Here is a 17948-nt window from a genome sequence, read left to right as displayed (position 1 = left end):
CCTCCTAATGTCAGATAAATATTTGATTCTGTTGAATAATACTTTGAATAAGTCACTTTTATTCACAAAATTCAACCCACAAGTTTATATTTATGCCATAATTGTAATGATAGTGTTGATATATGAAAAATTTGAAAATTTTATTCATTACATTTGTTATCTTTTTGTTTGTTTCAGGGTGTCAAACAGTAAAGCAAAAAACTGATGCTGCCATCGAAAAAGAAAATAAAAAGTTGAGTGAATTTATTGGTCAATCAGCTAGTAAATTACAAATGGAACTTGGAAAACCTGATGAAGATTTTGAAAATGAAAAAGGTAATTTTATTTTTGTCTACAATACCAAGAAGTATGGATTTCCATGTGAAAGAAGATTTGAAATAGATCCAGATAAAATTGTAATTGGATTTGCTTCTAACGGATGTTTTTAAATTTTACCTGCGAGGATAAATCCTCGCAAGTAAGGGTAAACTTATTTAATTTCTATAAGTTTTTTCTTTTTGTGTTCTGGGATAATTCTTTCACAAGATATTGTTAAAAGACCATCTTTAAGTTCAGCACCATTAACTTTTACATCATCAGCAATAGTGAATGATCTTGCAAATTGTCTTTGGGAAATACCTTTGTGAATTATTTCTCCATTAACCTCATTGTTATCAGATTTACTAACTTGTTTTGTTCTTACAGTTAATAAATTATCTTCAAACTCAACCTCAACATCATTTTTATTAAAACCAGCTAATGCAACTTCTATTGCATAATTATCCTTGCCAGTTTTTCTGATATTGTATGGGGGGTAGTTTGGTTGCATTGACAAACCTCCATTGCCCAACATACTTTCGAATTGCTCAAACATATCGTCAAAGCCAATTGAAAAAGGTCTTAGTGAGTTAAATATAGATAGATCCTTACTTGTCATAATATCCTCCTTTTTTAAGCAAGTTTATTTTAGGTAAGCCCCATTAGGCGACTTACAAACTTTATTTAGGTATGATTATAATAATTTCAATATCTGAATAATTAAATCTTTTCTGAAATTTTTAATGCAAAAGCATAATCTAATGCAATTTCTTCTATTGCTCCATCTCTACCAGATTTACCTCCATGACCCGCATTCATTTCTGTTTTAAGGAGCAACAAATTATTATCAGTTTTATAGTCTCTAAGTTTAGCGGTAAATTTTGTAGGTTCATCAAACAAAACCCTGTTATCACTTAAACTAGTTGTTATTAGCATATGAGGATAATCCATTTTTTTTATATTATTGTATGGAGCATATGAAAAAATATAATCAAAGTGCTCTTTGTTCTCTTTAGCATTACCAAATTCATCAAATTCACCAACCGTAAGTGGTAAAGAGTGATCGAGATTTGTTGTTAATGAGTCCACAAAAGGAACAGCCATAATTATACCTAAAAATAATTCTGGAGCTTGATTAACAACAGCTCCCATTAATAAACCACCAGCAGATCCACCCATTCCGATTATTTTTTCTTTTGAAGTATAGTTATTTTCAATCAAATATTTTGCAGCATAAATATAATCTTCAAATGTATTTTTTTTATTAGTTAACTTTCCTTCTTTCCACCATTTCATTCCTTTTTCCATTCCACCTCTAATGTGTGCAGTAGCCCAAATAATATCTCTATTTATTAAGCTCAGTCTTGTTGAGGAAAAACCTGGACTCATCGAACTACCATACGATCCGTATCCGTATAGTAACAAATTTGCTGTTCCGTCTATTTTTGTATTTTTGTGTCTAGTAATCGTAAGTGGAACCATTCTTCCATCATGGGATTTAAACTCTACTCTCTCAACTATATAATCATCTGTATTATGGCCTGAGGGTATTTCTTGTTCTTTTACAAGTGTTTTAGATTTAGTTTTTAAATTGTATTTGTAAACTCTTGAAGGTGTTTTGGGTGAAGAGTATGAAACGTAAACCTCATCTGTGTCTCTATTTCTTTGCGTTAATGAAACACCAGGAACACATACTTTTTCATCAGAAAAAATTAATTCCTCTTCGTTGTTTGTTAAAGCGTCAATAACAAACAGTTTGTCCAAGGCTTCTGATGTTTCGGATCTAATTATCCAGTCATTTAAAAATGTAAGTCCACCAATTAAAACTTCTTTTTTTGCAGGAATAAATGTCTCCCAATTTTGATTTTCCAAAGTTTCTGAAATATCTATTTTAAAATCCTCTGCATCTTTATTTGTATGATTATAAAATTTTCCATTCCATGAATTTACAGAGTAAAGAATTCCCTTTTCGCGTTTAATTATTAATTTTGGATTTGGTTTTACTTCATTCACATGAAAGTAATATTGCTCCGAAGTATTGTGATCTGAAGTATTTATGAAATAATATTTCTCATCAGAACTTAACCCAATACTAACAGTGAAAGCTTCACTTTTTTCATCGAAGATTAATTCATCTTCACTTTCAAAATCTCCAATTTTATGTCTATAAATTTTTCTAGCTCTATGATTTTCATCTAACTTTGAATAAAAAAGATACTTATCATCCAAGCTGAAAATTATACTTCCTGATGTTTCTTTTATTTCTTTTGAAATTATTTTGTTATTTTTAATATTTCTTAGATAAATTGTATAATACTCTGAACCTTTGGTATCTAGTGAGTATCCAAGATATTCATCATTGTTACTAACTTCTAAATCTCCAACACCAAAATATTCAACATTTAATTTTTCTTTTTCTTTATCTCCATTCCAAATTTCTTCAATTTCTGATGAACCAATTTTTTTTCTTAATTTTATAGAGTAATTTCCTTTAGCAGTAGTCTTTGTCCAATACTCATATGAATGATCTTTAAAAGATAAGCTTTCATCGTCTAATTTTATTCTACCTTTAATTTCATCAAATAATACTTTTTGAGCATTTTTAGTATTTTTTAGATGATACTCAGTATATCTATTTTCATCTTCTAAATATTCTTTTACCTCTGGAAGAAGCTTAGTCTTGTCTTGCAAGACTTCCAAAATATTTTCTTGATGTATCCAGCTGTAATTATCTTCCCACTCAATATTGTGACAAGATTTTAGCTCTGGTTTTTTTTTTAGATATGGTACTTTCATTTTTAACTGGAAATATATGAATTTTATAATTTATACATTATTAATTGTAGTTGGTTTATATTTTTTATTAAGACTTTTTACTCAAGTTGCGTCAAAAAAAATATCAAAGGGTTTAAGAGTATTCTTATTCATAGTTTTAATCATCTTTGCAGTTTTGTTTGCAATCGGAGGTAAATTTTTATTTACTTTACCATTTACTCTCGCGAGTCTTGCTCTTTTAAAATTGAAAGGTATGTCAATTTTTCAGTTAATTTCGTTGTACAGATTAATACAAACTTTAAGAAATTCAGGGAGATTTTCATTTAATAACACTGCATCAAATTTAAATACAATGTCTACTGAAGAAGCGTATCGTATACTTAATTTAAATCCTTCAAAAAGTTTAACTAAAGAGGATGTAAATAAAGCTTACATTAAAATACAAAAAAAAATTCATCCAGATATTTCACCTGAGACTTCTAGGTTATCTACTTTAGTAAATGAAGCTAAAGAAATAGTGCTAAATGATATCAGTTAAGATACTATTGAATTTAATTTATAAAGTATTTTTTGTGGATTAATTTTATCTTTTCCTAAAGTTCCATGAGTTACTTCGTTAACATCATCGGGTAATACAGGGTGCATTTTAGAACTATAATTTCCATAAATTAGGGGAGTATCTGCCATTAAAGTTATCGTTTCTACTCCAAGTGCTGAAGAAAGATGACTGAAGCTTGAGTCATTACATATTGATACATTACAATTTTTAATAATCGGCAAACATTCATTTATAGATAAATTATCTAAAGATTGGCAGTAATTTTTAAGATCTGAGTTTTTAATTTCATTTAAAATTTTTTGTTCTTCGTCATTTTTACCAGTTGCTAAAAAAAATTTACATTTTTTTTGCTTAGAAATTTCTTTCATTACTTTTAAAAAAGTTTTTCCTGGAATTCTTTTCGTAGGTCCTGATCCACCTATACCTAAAAGTATATTAAAATCATTTTTAGAAAAATTATATTTTTTTTCAGCTTCTAAAACACTTGACTCATTAATATGAATATTTGGATTGTTTTTTACTTCGATACCAATTGTATCATAAATTAATTTGTTCGATGCTTTTATCATATTTTGTTTTTTTTTCTGAAATAAAGGAAATTGATGAATTTTGTTAATACCAGATAATTTTGCAATTAAATTGTATCGAAGTGAAGAGTTAAAAATGAAAACTTTATTAAATTTATATTTCCTTAATTCATTAGCTAATCTCAAACTTCCAAAAAATCCGTTATGTTCTGAGTTTTTAATTTTATTATTTCTCTTAAGAATGATTATTTCATCAATGTAGTTTGTTTGATTTAAATACTCCTTGCATTTTGAGCTTTCTTGAACAAGTAAACTTACAGGAGTATTAAATTTGTTAGATATCGCCTCTATAAAAGGTAAAAATATAATACTATCACCAATTCCCATTCTGTTTTGAACTGCTAAAATTTTCATATTTTTATTTATAAACTTTACTAATTATAATTTTTATATAAATTTTTAATATGAGTAAAATAAATGGAGTTTATGCTGCTACTTTGTCATTATTAAATGAAGATCTTACTCTTAATGTTGACAAAACGATAGCACATGTAGAATTGACTATTGATAATGGCTGTCATGGAGCTGCAATATTTGGTAGTACTGGGCAAGCCCAATTAATTTCTGTTGCAGAAAAAATCAATTTTCTAAATAAATTATCAACAAATAAATATAAAGATAAATGCATTATTGGAACTGGATTGAACTCTTTAGGTGAAACAATAAATTTAATGAGAGTTGCAATATCATTAAATTTTGAGAAATTTCTCATTATGCCGCCAGCATTTTACAAATATAGTGATGAGGACGTATTTAATTTTTATTCTAAAATAGTAGAATCTGTGCCAAAAGCTCAAATTATTTTATATAATTTTGAAAAACTTTCTGGATATAAATTCAGTGTTGAGTCTGTAGAAAAGCTTGTTAAAAATTTCCCGGACCAAATAGTTGGGGTTAAAGATAGTTCATACAATCTATTTGAAAATTTAAAATTAGATAATTTTTCAGTTATGCCGGGTTCTGAATCTAAATTATTGAAGGGACTTGAGTTAGGTTGCTCAGGAATAATCACTGCTACATGTAACGCAACATCTCTGATGGCAAGAAAAGTTTATGATGATTTTAAAAATGGAAAAGATCAAGAAATAAATACTAAACTTTGTGATGTGAGAGGTACGTTTGAAAAATATAATTTAATTTCTTGTTTACATACTTTTTTTAAACATAAAGACAGTATTTATGAAAATTTACTTCCTCCTTTAAGAATTCTGAATAAAGAGGAAGAATTTGATCTTTTAAGTAATTTAGAGAAATTAGATTTTTCGTTTAAATCATCTAAGGCAGCTTAATATGCAATTAGCAAGGTTCTTAAATAGTGTTTTTAAGAAAGATGGTTTTATACTAGTCGATGCAAATTCTAAAAGTTATATAATTGGAAATCCTGAGAATGAAAATCCTATAAAAGTTAAAATATTAAATAAAAAACTTCATTATAAACTTTTATTTCATCCCGATCTATATTTTGGAGAAGCATATACCGATGGAGAAATAGTTATTGAGAACGGTAGTCTTACAGACTTTTTAGATTTGTCTTTGATGAATTTTGGTAGAGGAGATTTAAACTTTTTTAGTTACTTAATTAATAAATTAAGGGGCTCATATAGATATCTAACAAATTTTAATTTTATCAAAAAATCTAAAATGAATGTTTCACATCATTATGATATCAAAGATGATCTTTATGATTTATTTTTAGATCCTAAAAGACAATATTCATGTGCTTATTTCAAAAATGAAAATGATACTTTAGAGACTGCTCAAAATAATAAAATTCAGCATATAATTAAAAAATTAAATATAAAGCCAAATCAAAAAGTCCTTGATATTGGATGTGGGTGGGGATCTCTAGCAGTTGATATTGCAAAATCAGCTAATTGTGAAGTAACTGGTATCACATTATCAGAGAATCAATTTAAATATTGCAAACAAAAAGCTAAAGAACTGAATTTAGAAAATCAATTAACATTTAAGTTGATGGATTATAGGGAGCTGGATGAAAAATTTGATAGAATTGTAAGTGTTGGAATGTTTGAACATGTGGGAAGAAAATTTTACAAAAAGTTTTTCTCACAAGTTGAAAAACTTCTTAAAGATGATGGAGTTTCGTTAATTCATACCATTGGATCAGTAAATCCACCAAGAGATCCTCACCCATGGATAACAAAATATATATTTCCAGGTGGTTATACACCCAGTCTAAGTGAAGTAACTACCCCAATTGAAAAAGCTGGCTTAATCGTCGCCGATATTGAGGTACTAAGAATGCATTATTCTCATACATTAAGACATTGGAAACAAAATTGTCTAAAAAATAAAGATAAAATTATTAACATGTTTGATGAGCGTTTTTTTAGAATGTGGGAGTTTTATTTAGCAGGTTGTGAAATGGCATTTAAATGGGGAGACCAAGTTGTATATCAGTTTCAGCTTACTAAAAATTATACTTCTACACCAGTTACAAGAGACTATATTTATCAATAATTTATTGGTAAATAATAATTCCCTTTAAATGAAAAAAATAAAAAAAAAACAAAATAAATCTGTTAAAAAAAGTAAAAAAAAATCTCAGCTAAAATCTAAAAAATCTAAAAAAATTTCTAAAGTTAAAAAAACAAAACCTAAAATTTATAAAAAAAATAAAACTAAAACTAAAAAAAAAAATAATTTAAAGGTTAAAACAAAAAAAATAATTATCAAAAAACCCAAAGAAAAAAGTTTCCTTTTAAAAATAATTAATTTTCAAAATTCACTTAAACCTGAATTTAAATTCAAAATAAATATTAATATAGAAAAATATATCCAAGCATTTTTTGATAAAATATCTGAAACAATTAATGATTATAAAGTCCTTAAAAAAGACGAGCAGAGAAGAATTAAACTTGAAAAACAGGAACAAGAAAGACAGGAAAAATTAGCCTTACAGCAAGAGAAGCAAAAAGAACAAGAATTAAAGCTAAAACTAAATGAGCAAGTACTGAAAGAAGAAATTAGGTTAGAGAAACAAAGAACAAAAGAAATTAAGTTATTTTTAAGAAAAGAACAGGCACTAATCAGAATTGAACAGGCTGAAAAGCAGAAGAAATTTTTACAACAATTAAAATTAGAAAAACAAATTGAAAAATTTAGAGTAAGGGAAGTTAAAGAATTAGAAAAATTAGAAAAAATTTCATTAAAAGAAAAAAGAGAAGATTATACAGGACTTCAACAAAGAATTGAGAAGCTAAAAGAAAAATATCGAATAATAAGAGATCAAAAAATAAGAGAGAGAGTAGAGGCTTTAGGAGTTAAAATTCAAGGTGATGAAGATAGGGAAACATTACTTAAGAAAGAAAAAGAATACACTGTAGCAAGGCAAAAAATTGAGTTTGCTCTTGAAAGCTTTTATAGGAGTGCCAGTAGTTTAGTTTTCCAATTAAATAAAAGACATATTACAAGACACATGTCTATTTTTCGATGTATCGACAGAAGATTTGAAACAGGTGAGATATTTGTTAAGTGGGACGAAACTCCTGATGAGGAATGGTTATTATTAATTTATATTAAAAATAATTCTCCTGATGAAGGTATAGTCATTGAAGATAAAACTAATCCTGAGAAAAATATTTCTCATGAATTTAAAAATAATGAAATATTTAAAGCTTCAGACACGATGGTGGATTCTTTAACTCAATTAATTGCAAGAAAAAGAGCCAAAAATAATCATTAATTATTAAGTTTAATTTAAGTATTATAAGTTATGTTTTATGGAATAATTGCGATGGCGATTTTATATGCTCTGTTAAGTTATATTCTTGCTTGGATCAGATTTTTTAATAGTCAAGATGAAAGGCTAGGACAGTCAACTTGGAGATGGAGTTATGACTATGAAGTTGATGGAGAAAGAGACATATCAGATTTAGATGACAAAAATTTTGTAAGACTAAGAAGAAAAAGAAATAAAATTATTACTCTTATGTATTCTGTAGTTTTAATTATGTTTATTCTATCAATGTCTTTATTGAGTCAAATTTTTATATTTTTTCTTAATTAATTTTTTAATTGTTTTTTATTTTTCAAAAATAAAAAATACGCAACTATTTCATATCCATACTTAAAAATAGTAAAAATAATAGGAAGTTTAAAAAAATTATACAAGAATTTATATTTTGGTATTCTCTTCCAGACATAAAGAAAAGCTTCCGCACCTTCAATTACCTGGTCATTTTCTTTAATGTGCAATCTTCTTAAAAGCTCTTTGTCATTTTTGGAGGTTTCTTTTTCTGCATCTCTGTTATCGGTAATATCTATCCAATCAATATCTTCAATATTTTCTTTTTTATACATATTGATTTCTGATCTACAGATTTTGCAAGAGTTATTAAAATAAACTTTCATATAAAATTATATTATCTTTAAAATAAAGCATGTAAATGCGCTAAATGATTAGTTGAAAATTAACAATAAAGCACTATTTAAGCTAGGTGAGTAATTTTTTTGACAAATCTGATTTAACAAAAAAAGATGCTGATGCAATAGTATCTGATACATTACAAAATTGTGATGATGGTGAGCTATATTTGGAGGATACAAAATCCGAATCCATATTACTAGATGATAATAAAATTAAAAGCTCAAGCTATAGTTCAGATTTAGGTTTTGGATTTAGAGCAATTACAGGAGAGGTTGTTGCATATTCTCACTCTAATGAAATATCAAAAGATTCATTAAAAAAATCTTCTGAAAATTTAAAATCTACACTTAAGTCTATGAAAGGTACCTATAATCAAGATATTTCAAGATCTAATAGAAAATTTTATCAGGATATTAATCCCATAGAGCAAAAAACATTAAATTCGAAATTAGAAGTATTAAATAAAGTAAATGAGTATCTAAGGAAAAAAGATCAATCGGTAAAACAAGTTACTACAAGTTTTGTAGGTGAACAAAAATCTATTGAGATTATAAGATCAGGTGGTGAAGTATTAACAGATGTCCGACCTTTAATTAGATTTAATGTATCTGTGATGTTAGAAAAAAATGGAAGAAAAGAAACTGGCGTTTACGGAATAGGTGGAAGACAATCTTATGATGAATATCTAAAAAATGACAATTGGAAAACTGTATGTGAGGAAGCTTTTAGAATTGCCTCAGTAAATTTAGAGAGCAAACCTGCTCCAGCAGGAGAAATGAAAGTTGTTTTAGGACCAGGATGGCCAGCGATTTTAATCCATGAAGCTATTGGACATGGTTTGGAGGGAGATTTTAATAGAAAAAAAACTTCTGCATTTCATGATCTTATGGGCCAAAAAGTTGCCAGTGAGGGAGTTACGATTGTTGATGATGGAACAATTGATAATAGAAGAGGTAGCTTAACTATTGATGATGAGGGGACACCAACAGAAAAAACAGTATTGATTGAAAATGGGATATTAAAGAATTTTATGCAAGATAGATTAAATGCTAGATTGATGGATACCAAATCGACTGGCTCAGGAAGAAGAGAAAATTATAGACATATTGTTTTGCCAAGAATGAGAAATACAATGATGTTGAGTGGAAACCAAACTCAAGAAGAAATGATCAAATCAGTAGACAAAGGAATTTTTGCAGTAAGTTTTGGAGGAGGACAAGTTGATATTACATCTGGAAAATTTGTATTTAATTGTACTGAGGCATATGAAATTAATAACGGAAAGATTGGTTCACCGATAAAGGGAGCAACATTAATAGGAGATGGTCCTTCAATTTTAAAAGAAGTTTCTATGGTTGGAAACGATATGATGTTAGATCCTGGTATAGGAACTTGTGGTAAAGCTGGACAAGGTGTTCCAGTTGGAGTTGCTCAACCTTCAATCTTAATTGACAAAATGACAGTTGGTGGAACAAAACTTTAAATTATGGTTAAGGATCAAGAATATTTAAGATCAAAAGCATCATACTGTTTAGATCTAGCTAAAAAGTTAGGTGCAACTGAATCAAGTGTAACAGTAGGTCATTCAATTTCTGAAACTGTAAATTTTAGAAATAATACTTTAGACGAGTCTAATAGATCTGATGGATTGGCGATAAGTATTGAGACTTATTTGGGAAAAAAAAGATCATCAATTTCTTCATCAAATTTATTAGATGATAACATTAAAACCTTAATAGAAAAATGTTTTGAAACAACCAAAAATACTCCTGAAGATGAATTTAATTCTTTACCAGATAAAGATCTTTTAGCTAAAGAAATAAAAAATTTAAATTTATATGATGAAACACACTTTGATAATGAAAAAAAAATTGAGTATCTAAAAGAGCTTGAGAGTGTCGCATCTTCAGAAGAAAAAATCATAAATACAGAATCTAGTTTTACTGAAAATAAATCTAATTTTATTTTAGCAAATAGTGATGGATTTTGTGACGGATACAAATCATCTTCATTTAGTGCATCTTGCGTTACTGTTGCTAAAGATGAAAATAGTATGGAAAGAGATTATGAATTTACAAGCAAACGTCATTTATCAGACATTAAGGGTGCAAAAGAGCTAGGTCAAAAAGCTTCTGAGCAAACCATAAGAAAATTAAGCCCCAACAAAATTGGAAGTGAAAAAATCAGCATTATATTTGACAAAAGAATAGCAAAAGGAATGTTAGGTGCGTTTGCAGGTGCCATATCTTCTTCTGCAATTGCAAGAGGAACATCTTTTCTTAAGGATAAAATCAATGAACAAATATTTACAGAAACAATAAATGTAATTGATAAACCAGACATAAACAAAGGTGTTGGATCTCAAATTTTTGATTCAGAAGGAGTAAAATCAGATACTTTACATCTTGTACAAAATGGTATTTTAAAAAATTATTTAGTCGATACTTATAATGGAAAAAAACTTAATTTAAAATCTAATGGAAGATCTGGTGGTACGACAAATTTATATTTTGATAATGGAAAAATTAGTTTCCAGGATTTATTAAAAAGTAACTCAAAACACATTTATGTAACTGAAACAATAGGCCATGGAAGTAATTTGGTTACAGGGGATTATTCAGTAGGTGCAACAGGTTTCCTAATTGAAAATGGAGAATTTAAGTTTCCAGTAAATGAAATAACAATTGCAGGAAATTTTAAAGATATGTTCAAAAATATAACTTTAGCTAGTGATTTAGATTTTGAATATTCCATCAATTCACCAACTATGATGATAGAAGGAATGACAGTTGCAGGTAAATGAGTACTTACTGTGTAATTGGGTCTGGAATATCTGGTGCTACAATTTCAAATTTATTAAATAAAAAACACTCTGTAGACCTCTACGATAAAGCAAGGGGTCCTGGTGGGAGATCATCATTTAAAAGGTTAGATAAAAAAATAGGCTTTGATCATGGTGTTCAATATATTTCCCCTAAGAGTAAAGAGTTTAAAAAATTTATAACAAAACTTGTTACAAAAAAAATATTAAAAAATTGGAAAGGCCAGCATATTTTTCAAAATAAAAAGATAAAAGAAAATAAAAATCATCAAAAAATAATTGGCAGGCGTGGTAATAACGATATTAGTAAGTATTTATTAAAAAAAATTAATTGTAATTTTCAAAAAGAATTAAAAAAAATTGATTACAATAAAAACAAATGGAAACTTACCTTTTCTGATGGTGACAATAAATTTTATGATAATCTTATTTTAACGTGTCCACATCCTCAATTACTTAAATTAGCAAAAAAATTTATTAATCATTCATTTATTAAAAAAAAATTAAAAATGGATGCAAATATTACAGTCATGATAAAAATGAAAAAAACAAAAAAAAATATAAGTAGTCTCTTTTTTAATGATCAAATTTTAGGTTGGGCTGCTAGAGAAAATAGCAAGTTAAGATTTAAAAGTATTTATGAATTTTGGACACTTCAAAGTACGGCAATTTGGGCAAATAAAAAAATTTTGAAAAATAAAGAAAATAAAGATTTGAATTCAAAAATATTAATTAATAAATTTTTTGATCTTACTGGTATTAAAAAAAGTAACATCCTTTTTTCCTTAAATCATGGATGGATGTATTCATCAAATTCAAAACCTTTAAAAATTAAAAGTTATTGGAACTCAAAAATTAATTTAGGAGTTTGTGCCGATTGGTTTGTTGGACCAAGATTAGAGGCAGGATGGATAAGTGCTAATGACCTTTTTAGGAAAATAAACAGATAAAATTACTCAATATTTTTAATTCTATACTCCCAACTTCCCATTCTTTCATAGGTCACTTTAACTATCACTAAAGTTTTTTTATCAAGCCATATATCAAAATTTAATCTTTTATCTTCTGGAAGTGTCATATCTTTAGAAGTGAGTTTAAAATGATCAGTATCAAATTCCTCCCCATTGATTGTGATTTTTTCTTTACCGATAAATGTAACCAATTGTTCTTTTATACTTCCGGAAATAGGACTAATTTGGCTCTCTGCCTGTAACAATTTATGGCTCCACCAATTTCCAATTGTATTATTCAAAGAAGCTTCACCAGAAAAAGAAGATCCTTGAATATCAAATTTATTAGTTTGATTATTTAATATCAAATTTACAAATTTTTCTTTTTTATTCTGACGTGTTTTAGATTTAAAGGAAATTAAATTATCTCCTAAATATTTTTCTTCTCCAAAACCTTCTACTTCAAAAATAGTTGCTCCAAGTAGTTTTACTGTAAATTTATATTTATTATTTACGGTTGTTTCATTGTCTTTCCTAGAAAAAGAATAATTATTATATCCTATAACTTCATTATCTCTTAAGATTTCAAGTTCAATTTTTTTGAAGTTATTATAATGACCAACATGTGCGTTTGAGTTAAAAGTAAATAAAAAAAATATAATAATAGTATAAAATTTTTTCATGATAATAATATAAATAAAAATTAATCTATAAGTATCAATATTTGATGTTCCTATCTATAAAAAATATTCCAAAAGTAAATTGGAGCTCAAACGAAAGTTTGAACTTCAAGCCAAAATTTTCAACATCATTTTTTTTAATTTTTGGTTTAACAATTTTTGGTTTGGGAGAAGGTTTGTTAATTTTATCAACAACTGGAAACTCACCCTGGTCAGTATTAGCTGAAGGAATTTCACTTAACTCTAATTTATCAATTGGTGCAGCAACTTTTGTTGTAAGTGTAGGAGTACTTTTTTTATGGATTTTTTTAAAACAAAAACCAGGTCTTGGAACAATATTTAATATCATCGTGATTGCAGCCATGATTGATTTCACTCTAAATTATTTTCAACCACCTTCATCTCTTTTTATAAAATACTTATTAGCAGTCCTTTCAGTAATTTTAGTAGGATTTGGTAGTGGTATTTATTTGGTAGCTAATCTTGGTCCAGGTCCACGAGATGGTTTAATGACAGGACTAACAAAAACAACAAATTTACCTATAGCCTTGGTAAGAGCTTTCTTAGAAATTACTGTTGTAATTATTGGTTGGTATTTAGGTGGGACTGTTGGAGTGGGCACACTTATATTTGCTTTTGGAATTGGCCCTTGTGTAGCTTTAGGATTATTTTTAGTTGGAAAAATATTTAACTAAGCAGCTGCGCTAGTTTTCTCACTTCTTTTTCTTTCATGAGGATCAAGAATTGCTTTTCTCAATCTACAAGACTCAGGTGTAATCTCTAATGCTTCATCACTGTTAAGCATACTTAGTTGTTCAGCTATTGACATTTTTCTAACAGGAGTAAGAACGACGTTTTCGTCTGTTCCTTGTGTTCTCATATTTGTTAATTTTTTTCCTTTCATGACATTTATAATCATGTCACCTGGTTTTGGTGATAATCCAACAATCATTCCTGGATAAACAGGATCATTATGAGTAACAAACATTTCTCCTCTTGCTTGAAGGTTAAAGATTGCAAAAGCTACTGCTTTTCCTTGTTCCATTGCAATCAATGCACCATTTCTTCTGCCTTCCATTTCACCTTCAAAAGGACCGTAGTCATGGAAAATTCTATTAATTACACCTTCACCTTTGGTAAGAGTTAGAAATCTACTTGTATATCCCATTAAACCTCTCGTAGGTGCATGAAATATCAATCTTTTCTTATTTGTACCAGTATCTTTTAGTTCAATTAATTTACCTTTTCTTCTATTCATTGAGTCGATTACCTTTGAAGAGTGTTCTTCATCTAAATCCATAGTAATTTCTTCAATTGGCTCAAGTTTATTGCCTTGATTATCAGTTTTATACAAAACTTTTGGTGGACTTACCGTCATTTCAAAACCTTCTCTTCTCATTTGAGTAAGAAGTATTTCCAACATTAATTCACCTCGTCCACTTACAACGAATGAGTCTTTTCCATCATTTTCTGAAAAAGTAATTCCTACATTGTTTTGTGCTTCTTGAACCAATCTTTCCCTAATTTGAGTACTTGTAAGTTTTTTACCTTCTGTGCCTGCTAATGGAGAAGTATTAACAGTTATTGTAATCGACATTGTTGGAGGATCAATCGGAGTCGCTGGTATAGGATCATTAACTTCCAAATTACAAATTGTATCAGCAACATTTGCTTTTTCTAATCCTGCTACAACGACAATGTCTCCTGCTTCTCCAACATCAATTGGAACTTTTTTAGTTCCTTCATATCTAAAAATCTTTGTTAATTTTCCTTCATCAACTTTTTCACCATTTAAATTAATAGCTTTGATTGGTTGATTTGCTTTTGCTGTTCCTTGTGTGATTCTACCTACTAGACTTCTACCTAAAAAACTGTCTGAATAAAGTAATGTTGATAACATTGCAAAAGGTTTAGTTTTATCTAATTCGGCCGGTTTAACGTGCTCCACAATTAAGTCTAATAAAGGATTTAAATTTTCTCTTGGCCCATCTACCTCATGATCAGCCCATCCAGATCTTCCACTTGCATATAAAACAGGAAAATCTAATTGCTCTTCGTTAGCATCTAAACTTACAAACAGATCAAAAGTTTCATCTAAGACCTCATTAGCTCTTTGATCTGCTTTATCCAATTTATTAATAACTACAATTGGTTTTAAACCTTGTTTTAATGCTTTTGATAAAACAAATTTTGTTTGAGGCATAACTCCTTCTGCAGAGTCAATTAATAAAAGAGCTCCATCAGCCATACTCAAAACTCTTTCAACTTCTGCTGCAAAATCTCTGTGGCCAGGTGTATCAATAATATTTATTCTTGAATCATTCCAGTTAATAGATGCAGGTTTTGCAAGAATTGTAATTCCTCTTTCTTTTTCTAGTTCTCCAGAGTCCATTAATCTTTCATCAACAACTTCATTTTCTCTAAATGATCCACTTTGCTTCATTAAATTATCAATCAAAGTAGTTTTGCCATGGTCGACATGGGCTATGATTGTGATGTTTCTTATATTGTTGTTCATAAATTGTGGCTCTTATACATATTTAATTTGATATTAAAACTTAAAAAAACTCATGACTGGCTTGATTAATTTAAATAACTTGTGATTAATTAGGCTTTTTTTGTTTATCTTTCTTAAGTTTCCTTTTTTCTTTAAAACTTAATTTGGGTTTTTTTTTTACACTTGAATCCTTAAATGACTTTCCGCTGTATCTTTTTGACATAATTAATATTTAATTAAAAAAAAGGCCATCATGTGATGGCCTTTTAAATTTTAGTTTTAGAGTAGTGGGATTACATTCCCATTCCACCCATTCCACCCATGCCACCCATACCACCAGGCATACCACCAGGCATTCCACCACCAGCAGCATCTTTTTCCTCAGGTTTGTCAGCAATCATCGCTTCTGTAGTTACCAATAATCCAGATATTGAAGCAGCATCTTGTAGAGCAGTTCTTACAACTTTAACAGGGTCTATAATACCTTTAGCAAACATATCGCAATATTCCTCGCTTTGTGCATCATATCCATGTGTTTTTTTATTTTGCTCTAACAATTTACCAACAACTACCGAACCATCTACACCAGCATTTTTAGTAATTTGTCTGATTGGAGCTTCAAGTGCTTTTCTAACAAGCTCTACGCCAGCTTTTTGATCATCGCCTTTTGCTTTAACCTTATTAAGGTCTTGAGCAGCGTAAAGTAATGCACAACCACCACCAGTTACAATACCTTCTTCAACTGCGGCTCTTGTTGCGTTCAAAGCATCTTCAACTCTATCTTTTCTTTCTTTAACTTCAACTTCAGTTGCACCACCAACTTTGATTACAGCAACTCCGCCAGCTAGTTTTGCAAGTCTTTCTTGAAGTTTTTCTTTGTCATAGTCAGAAGTTGTTTCATCAATTTGTTGTTTAATTGAAGCACATCTTCCTTCGATATCAGATTTTTTACCACTTCCATTAACAATAGTACTGTTATCTTTATCAACTTTAACTTTCTTACATGAACCTAGGTCATCAAGTTTAACATTCTCAAGTTTAATTCCTAAATCTTCAGAAATAACCTGACCTCCAGTTAAAATAGCAATGTCCTCAAGCATTGCTTTTCTTCTGTCACCAAAACCAGGTGCTTTTACAGCAACTACTTTTAAACCACCTCTAAGTTTATTTACAACTAAAGTTGCTAAAGCTTCTCCTTCAACATCTTCAGAAATAATCATTAATGGTCTACCTGCTTGAACAACAGCTTCTAATAGAGGAACCATTGGTTGTAGGTTTGTTAATTTTTTTTCATGTAAAAGAATGAAAGGATTATCTAACTCAGTAGTCATTTTATCACTATTAGTAATAAAGTAAGGTGATAAATAACCTCTATCGAATTGCATACCTTCAACAACGTCTAATTCAGTTTCAATTCCTTTATTTTCTTCAACTGTGATAACACCTTCGTTTCCAACTTTTTGCATTGCTTTTGCAATCATTGTTCCAATTTCTTTATCACCATTTGCAGAAATAGTTCCAACTTGTGCAATTTCATCACTGTCTTTTACTTTTTTAGCTGATGCTACTAAGTTTTCTTTTACAACTTCAACCGCTGCATCAATTCCTCTCTTAACATCCATAGGATTCATGCCAGCAGTTACATATTTTACACCTTCTCTAACAATTGCTTGTGCAAGAATAGTTGCAGTAGTTGTACCATCACCAGCTTCATCATTTGTTTTGCTAGCAACTTCTTTAACCATCTGCGCACCCATGTTTTCAAATTTATCTTCAAGATCGATTTCTTTAGCAACAGAAACACCATCTTTAGTAATTCTAGGTGCACCATAAGATTTATCCATTACTACGTTTCTTCCTTTAGGACCCAAAGTTACCTTAACAGTATCAGCTAAAATATTTACTCCTCTAATCATAGCTGCTCTTGCTTCAGCATCAAATTTTACAACTTTTGCCATTTTGTTTTCTCCTTTAAATTAAATTACTTACTTGAAATACCCATAATGTCAGACTCTTTCATTATGCTATATTCTTTGCCATCTATTTTGACTTCAGTTCCTGACCATTTGCCAAATAAAACTTTATCTCCAACTTTAACATCCATTGGAATTGTTTTTCCATCTTCTGTTTTAGCTCCACCACCAACAGCCACAACTTTTCCTTCTTGAGGTTTTTCTTGAGCTGTATCTGGTATAATTATTCCACCAGCAGTTTTTTCACTACTGTCTAAAACTTCGATTAATACTCTGTCATGTAACGGTTTAAACTTCATAAATCTCCTTTATAATTCTATATAAATATGAGCCTCATATAGATATTTCGTAGCCTATTTCAAGATTAGAGAATCTTTTCAGAGTAATTATGCTAGGAAAATCTAAATATTATGGTTTAT

Annotated in this window: 18 protein-coding genes; 10 read left to right on the top strand and 8 right to left on the bottom strand. The window is 29.0% G+C overall.

The window, feature by feature from the left end; genetic code table 11:
* The first annotated feature begins 122 nt into the window (after positions 1-122).
* Positions 123-428: a hypothetical protein gene (locus VP90_RS04115; protein ID WP_262589838.1), complete on the top strand. Its 306-nt coding sequence runs from the start codon at positions 123-125 to the stop codon at positions 426-428.
* 41 nt (positions 429-469) lie between these two features.
* Here the strand turns inward: VP90_RS04115 and VP90_RS04110 are convergent, their stop codons facing one another.
* Positions 470-916 carry an Hsp20 family protein gene (locus VP90_RS04110; protein WP_262589837.1) on the bottom strand — a complete coding sequence of 149 codons (447 nt, stop codon included), beginning with the start codon at positions 914-916 and terminating at the stop codon, positions 470-472.
* A gap of 101 nt (positions 917-1017) precedes the next feature.
* A complete protein-coding gene (locus VP90_RS04105; RefSeq protein ID WP_262589836.1) occupies positions 1018-3093 on the bottom strand; it encodes a S9 family peptidase in 2076 nt (691 codons plus the stop codon).
* A gap of 16 nt (positions 3094-3109) precedes the next feature.
* Between VP90_RS04105 and VP90_RS04100 the strand changes: the two genes are divergently transcribed.
* Complete coding sequence (locus tag VP90_RS04100; RefSeq protein ID WP_262589835.1) at positions 3110-3610, top strand: J domain-containing protein; 501 nt, start codon at positions 3110-3112, stop codon at positions 3608-3610.
* Here the strand turns inward: VP90_RS04100 and VP90_RS04095 are convergent.
* A complete protein-coding gene (locus VP90_RS04095; RefSeq protein ID WP_262589834.1) occupies positions 3607-4572 on the bottom strand; it encodes a glycosyltransferase family 9 protein in 966 nt (321 codons plus the stop codon). The genes VP90_RS04100 and VP90_RS04095 overlap by 4 nt on opposite strands.
* Before the next feature lie 50 nt (positions 4573-4622).
* Here VP90_RS04095 and VP90_RS04090 point away from each other — a divergent pair, with 50 nt between their 5' ends.
* From VP90_RS04090 to VP90_RS04075, 4 genes are read left to right on the top strand one after another with little or no spacing between them, the layout of a single operon-like run.
* Positions 4623-5507, top strand: coding sequence for a dihydrodipicolinate synthase family protein (locus VP90_RS04090; RefSeq protein WP_262589833.1), 885 nt, complete (start codon positions 4623-4625; stop codon positions 5505-5507).
* A gap of 1 nt (position 5508) precedes the next feature.
* Positions 5509-6699, top strand: a complete 1191-nt coding sequence (locus tag VP90_RS04085; protein ID WP_262589832.1) for an SAM-dependent methyltransferase — start codon at positions 5509-5511, stop codon at positions 6697-6699.
* Positions 6700-6727: 28 nt separating this feature from the next.
* Positions 6728-7924, top strand: coding sequence for a DUF4670 domain-containing protein (locus VP90_RS04080; RefSeq protein WP_262589831.1), 1197 nt, complete (start codon positions 6728-6730; stop codon positions 7922-7924).
* A gap of 30 nt (positions 7925-7954) precedes the next feature.
* Positions 7955-8248, top strand: a complete 294-nt coding sequence (locus VP90_RS04075) for a hypothetical protein (protein WP_262589830.1) — start codon at positions 7955-7957, stop codon at positions 8246-8248.
* Here the strand turns inward: VP90_RS04075 and VP90_RS04070 are convergent.
* Entirely contained in the window at positions 8245-8592 is a 348-nt protein-coding gene (locus VP90_RS04070) for a DUF393 domain-containing protein (RefSeq protein WP_262589829.1), read from the bottom strand. The genes VP90_RS04075 and VP90_RS04070 overlap by 4 nt on opposite strands.
* Positions 8593-8678: 86 nt before the next feature.
* Between VP90_RS04070 and tldD the strand changes: the two genes are divergently transcribed.
* The 3 genes from tldD to VP90_RS04055 are packed head-to-tail and all read left to right on the top strand — an operon-like array spanning position 8679 to position 12379.
* Complete coding sequence (gene tldD / locus VP90_RS04065) at positions 8679-10091, top strand: metalloprotease TldD (RefSeq protein ID WP_262589828.1); 1413 nt, start codon at positions 8679-8681, stop codon at positions 10089-10091.
* 3 nt (positions 10092-10094) lie between these two features.
* Positions 10095-11411, top strand: a complete 1317-nt coding sequence (locus VP90_RS04060; RefSeq protein WP_262589827.1) for a TldD/PmbA family protein — start codon at positions 10095-10097, stop codon at positions 11409-11411.
* The gene (locus VP90_RS04055) at positions 11408-12379 is read left to right on the top strand and encodes an NAD(P)/FAD-dependent oxidoreductase (protein ID WP_262589826.1); all 972 of its coding nucleotides are present in this window, start codon (positions 11408-11410) and stop codon (positions 12377-12379) included. The genes VP90_RS04060 and VP90_RS04055 overlap by 4 nt, the downstream gene beginning before the upstream one ends.
* Before the next feature lie 2 nt (positions 12380-12381).
* Here VP90_RS04055 and VP90_RS04050 read toward each other — a convergent pair whose 3' ends face one another.
* Complete coding sequence (locus VP90_RS04050; protein ID WP_262589825.1) at positions 12382-13062, bottom strand: DUF6134 family protein; 681 nt, start codon at positions 13060-13062, stop codon at positions 12382-12384.
* Between the two features lie 44 nt (positions 13063-13106).
* On the opposite strand from VP90_RS04050, the gene VP90_RS04045 reads away from it, so the two are divergent.
* Positions 13107-13754, top strand: a complete 648-nt coding sequence (locus VP90_RS04045; RefSeq protein ID WP_262589824.1) for a YczE/YyaS/YitT family protein — start codon at positions 13107-13109, stop codon at positions 13752-13754.
* Here VP90_RS04045 and typA read toward each other — a convergent pair.
* The 3 genes from typA to groES form a co-directional block, all read right to left on the bottom strand.
* Positions 13751-15577: a translational GTPase TypA gene (typA, locus tag VP90_RS04040; protein ID WP_262589823.1), complete on the bottom strand. Its 1827-nt coding sequence runs from the start codon at positions 15575-15577 to the stop codon at positions 13751-13753. The two genes, VP90_RS04045 and typA, sit on opposite strands and share 4 nt — an antisense overlap.
* A gap of 272 nt (positions 15578-15849) precedes the next feature.
* Positions 15850-17514, bottom strand: a complete 1665-nt coding sequence (groL, locus tag VP90_RS04035; protein WP_262589822.1) for a chaperonin GroEL — start codon at positions 17512-17514, stop codon at positions 15850-15852.
* A 23-nt stretch (positions 17515-17537) separates the two neighbouring features.
* Complete coding sequence (gene groES, locus VP90_RS04030; RefSeq protein WP_075506443.1) at positions 17538-17828, bottom strand: co-chaperone GroES; 291 nt, start codon at positions 17826-17828, stop codon at positions 17538-17540.
* Positions 17829-17948: the final 120 nt, after the last annotated feature.

This window comes from Candidatus Pelagibacter ubique HIMB140 (assembly GCF_025558165.1).
In the GTDB taxonomy this organism is placed as follows: domain Bacteria; phylum Pseudomonadota; class Alphaproteobacteria; order Pelagibacterales; family Pelagibacteraceae; genus Pelagibacter; species Pelagibacter ubique_T.
Note: the sequence above shows the minus strand (reverse complement) of the source record. Positions and strands in the feature narration are given on the sequence as shown.

What these genes read in the sequence shown, in the direction of transcription:
- VP90_RS04090 (WP_262589833.1), top strand. Translation starts at nt 4,623, where the DNA reads ATGAGTAAAATAAATGGAGTTTATGCTGCTACTTTGTCATTATTAAAT.
- VP90_RS04085 (WP_262589832.1), top strand. Translation starts at nt 5,509, where the DNA reads ATGCAATTAGCAAGGTTCTTAAATAGTGTTTTTAAGAAAGATGGTTTT.
- VP90_RS04110 (WP_262589837.1), bottom strand. Translation starts at nt 916, where the DNA reads ATGACAAGTAAGGATCTATCTATATTTAACTCACTAAGACCTTTTTCA.
- VP90_RS04045 (WP_262589824.1), top strand. Translation starts at nt 13,107, where the DNA reads ATGTTCCTATCTATAAAAAATATTCCAAAAGTAAATTGGAGCTCAAAC.
- VP90_RS04060 (WP_262589827.1), top strand. Translation starts at nt 10,095, where the DNA reads ATGGTTAAGGATCAAGAATATTTAAGATCAAAAGCATCATACTGTTTA.
- VP90_RS04075 (WP_262589830.1), top strand. Translation starts at nt 7,955, where the DNA reads ATGTTTTATGGAATAATTGCGATGGCGATTTTATATGCTCTGTTAAGT.
- groES (WP_075506443.1), bottom strand. Translation starts at nt 17,828, where the DNA reads ATGAAGTTTAAACCGTTACATGACAGAGTATTAATCGAAGTTTTAGAC.
- VP90_RS04100 (WP_262589835.1), top strand. Translation starts at nt 3,110, where the DNA reads ATGAATTTTATAATTTATACATTATTAATTGTAGTTGGTTTATATTTT.
- VP90_RS04070 (WP_262589829.1), bottom strand. Translation starts at nt 8,592, where the DNA reads ATGAAAGTTTATTTTAATAACTCTTGCAAAATCTGTAGATCAGAAATC.
- VP90_RS04115 (WP_262589838.1), top strand. Translation starts at nt 123, where the DNA reads ATGAAAAATTTGAAAATTTTATTCATTACATTTGTTATCTTTTTGTTT.
- groL (WP_262589822.1), bottom strand. Translation starts at nt 17,514, where the DNA reads ATGGCAAAAGTTGTAAAATTTGATGCTGAAGCAAGAGCAGCTATGATT.
- VP90_RS04080 (WP_262589831.1), top strand. Translation starts at nt 6,728, where the DNA reads ATGAAAAAAATAAAAAAAAAACAAAATAAATCTGTTAAAAAAAGTAAA.
- VP90_RS04095 (WP_262589834.1), bottom strand. Translation starts at nt 4,572, where the DNA reads ATGAAAATTTTAGCAGTTCAAAACAGAATGGGAATTGGTGATAGTATT.
- VP90_RS04055 (WP_262589826.1), top strand. Translation starts at nt 11,408, where the DNA reads ATGAGTACTTACTGTGTAATTGGGTCTGGAATATCTGGTGCTACAATT.
- typA (WP_262589823.1), bottom strand. Translation starts at nt 15,577, where the DNA reads ATGAACAACAATATAAGAAACATCACAATCATAGCCCATGTCGACCAT.
- VP90_RS04050 (WP_262589825.1), bottom strand. Translation starts at nt 13,062, where the DNA reads ATGAAAAAATTTTATACTATTATTATATTTTTTTTATTTACTTTTAAC.
- VP90_RS04105 (WP_262589836.1), bottom strand. Translation starts at nt 3,093, where the DNA reads ATGAAAGTACCATATCTAAAAAAAAAACCAGAGCTAAAATCTTGTCAC.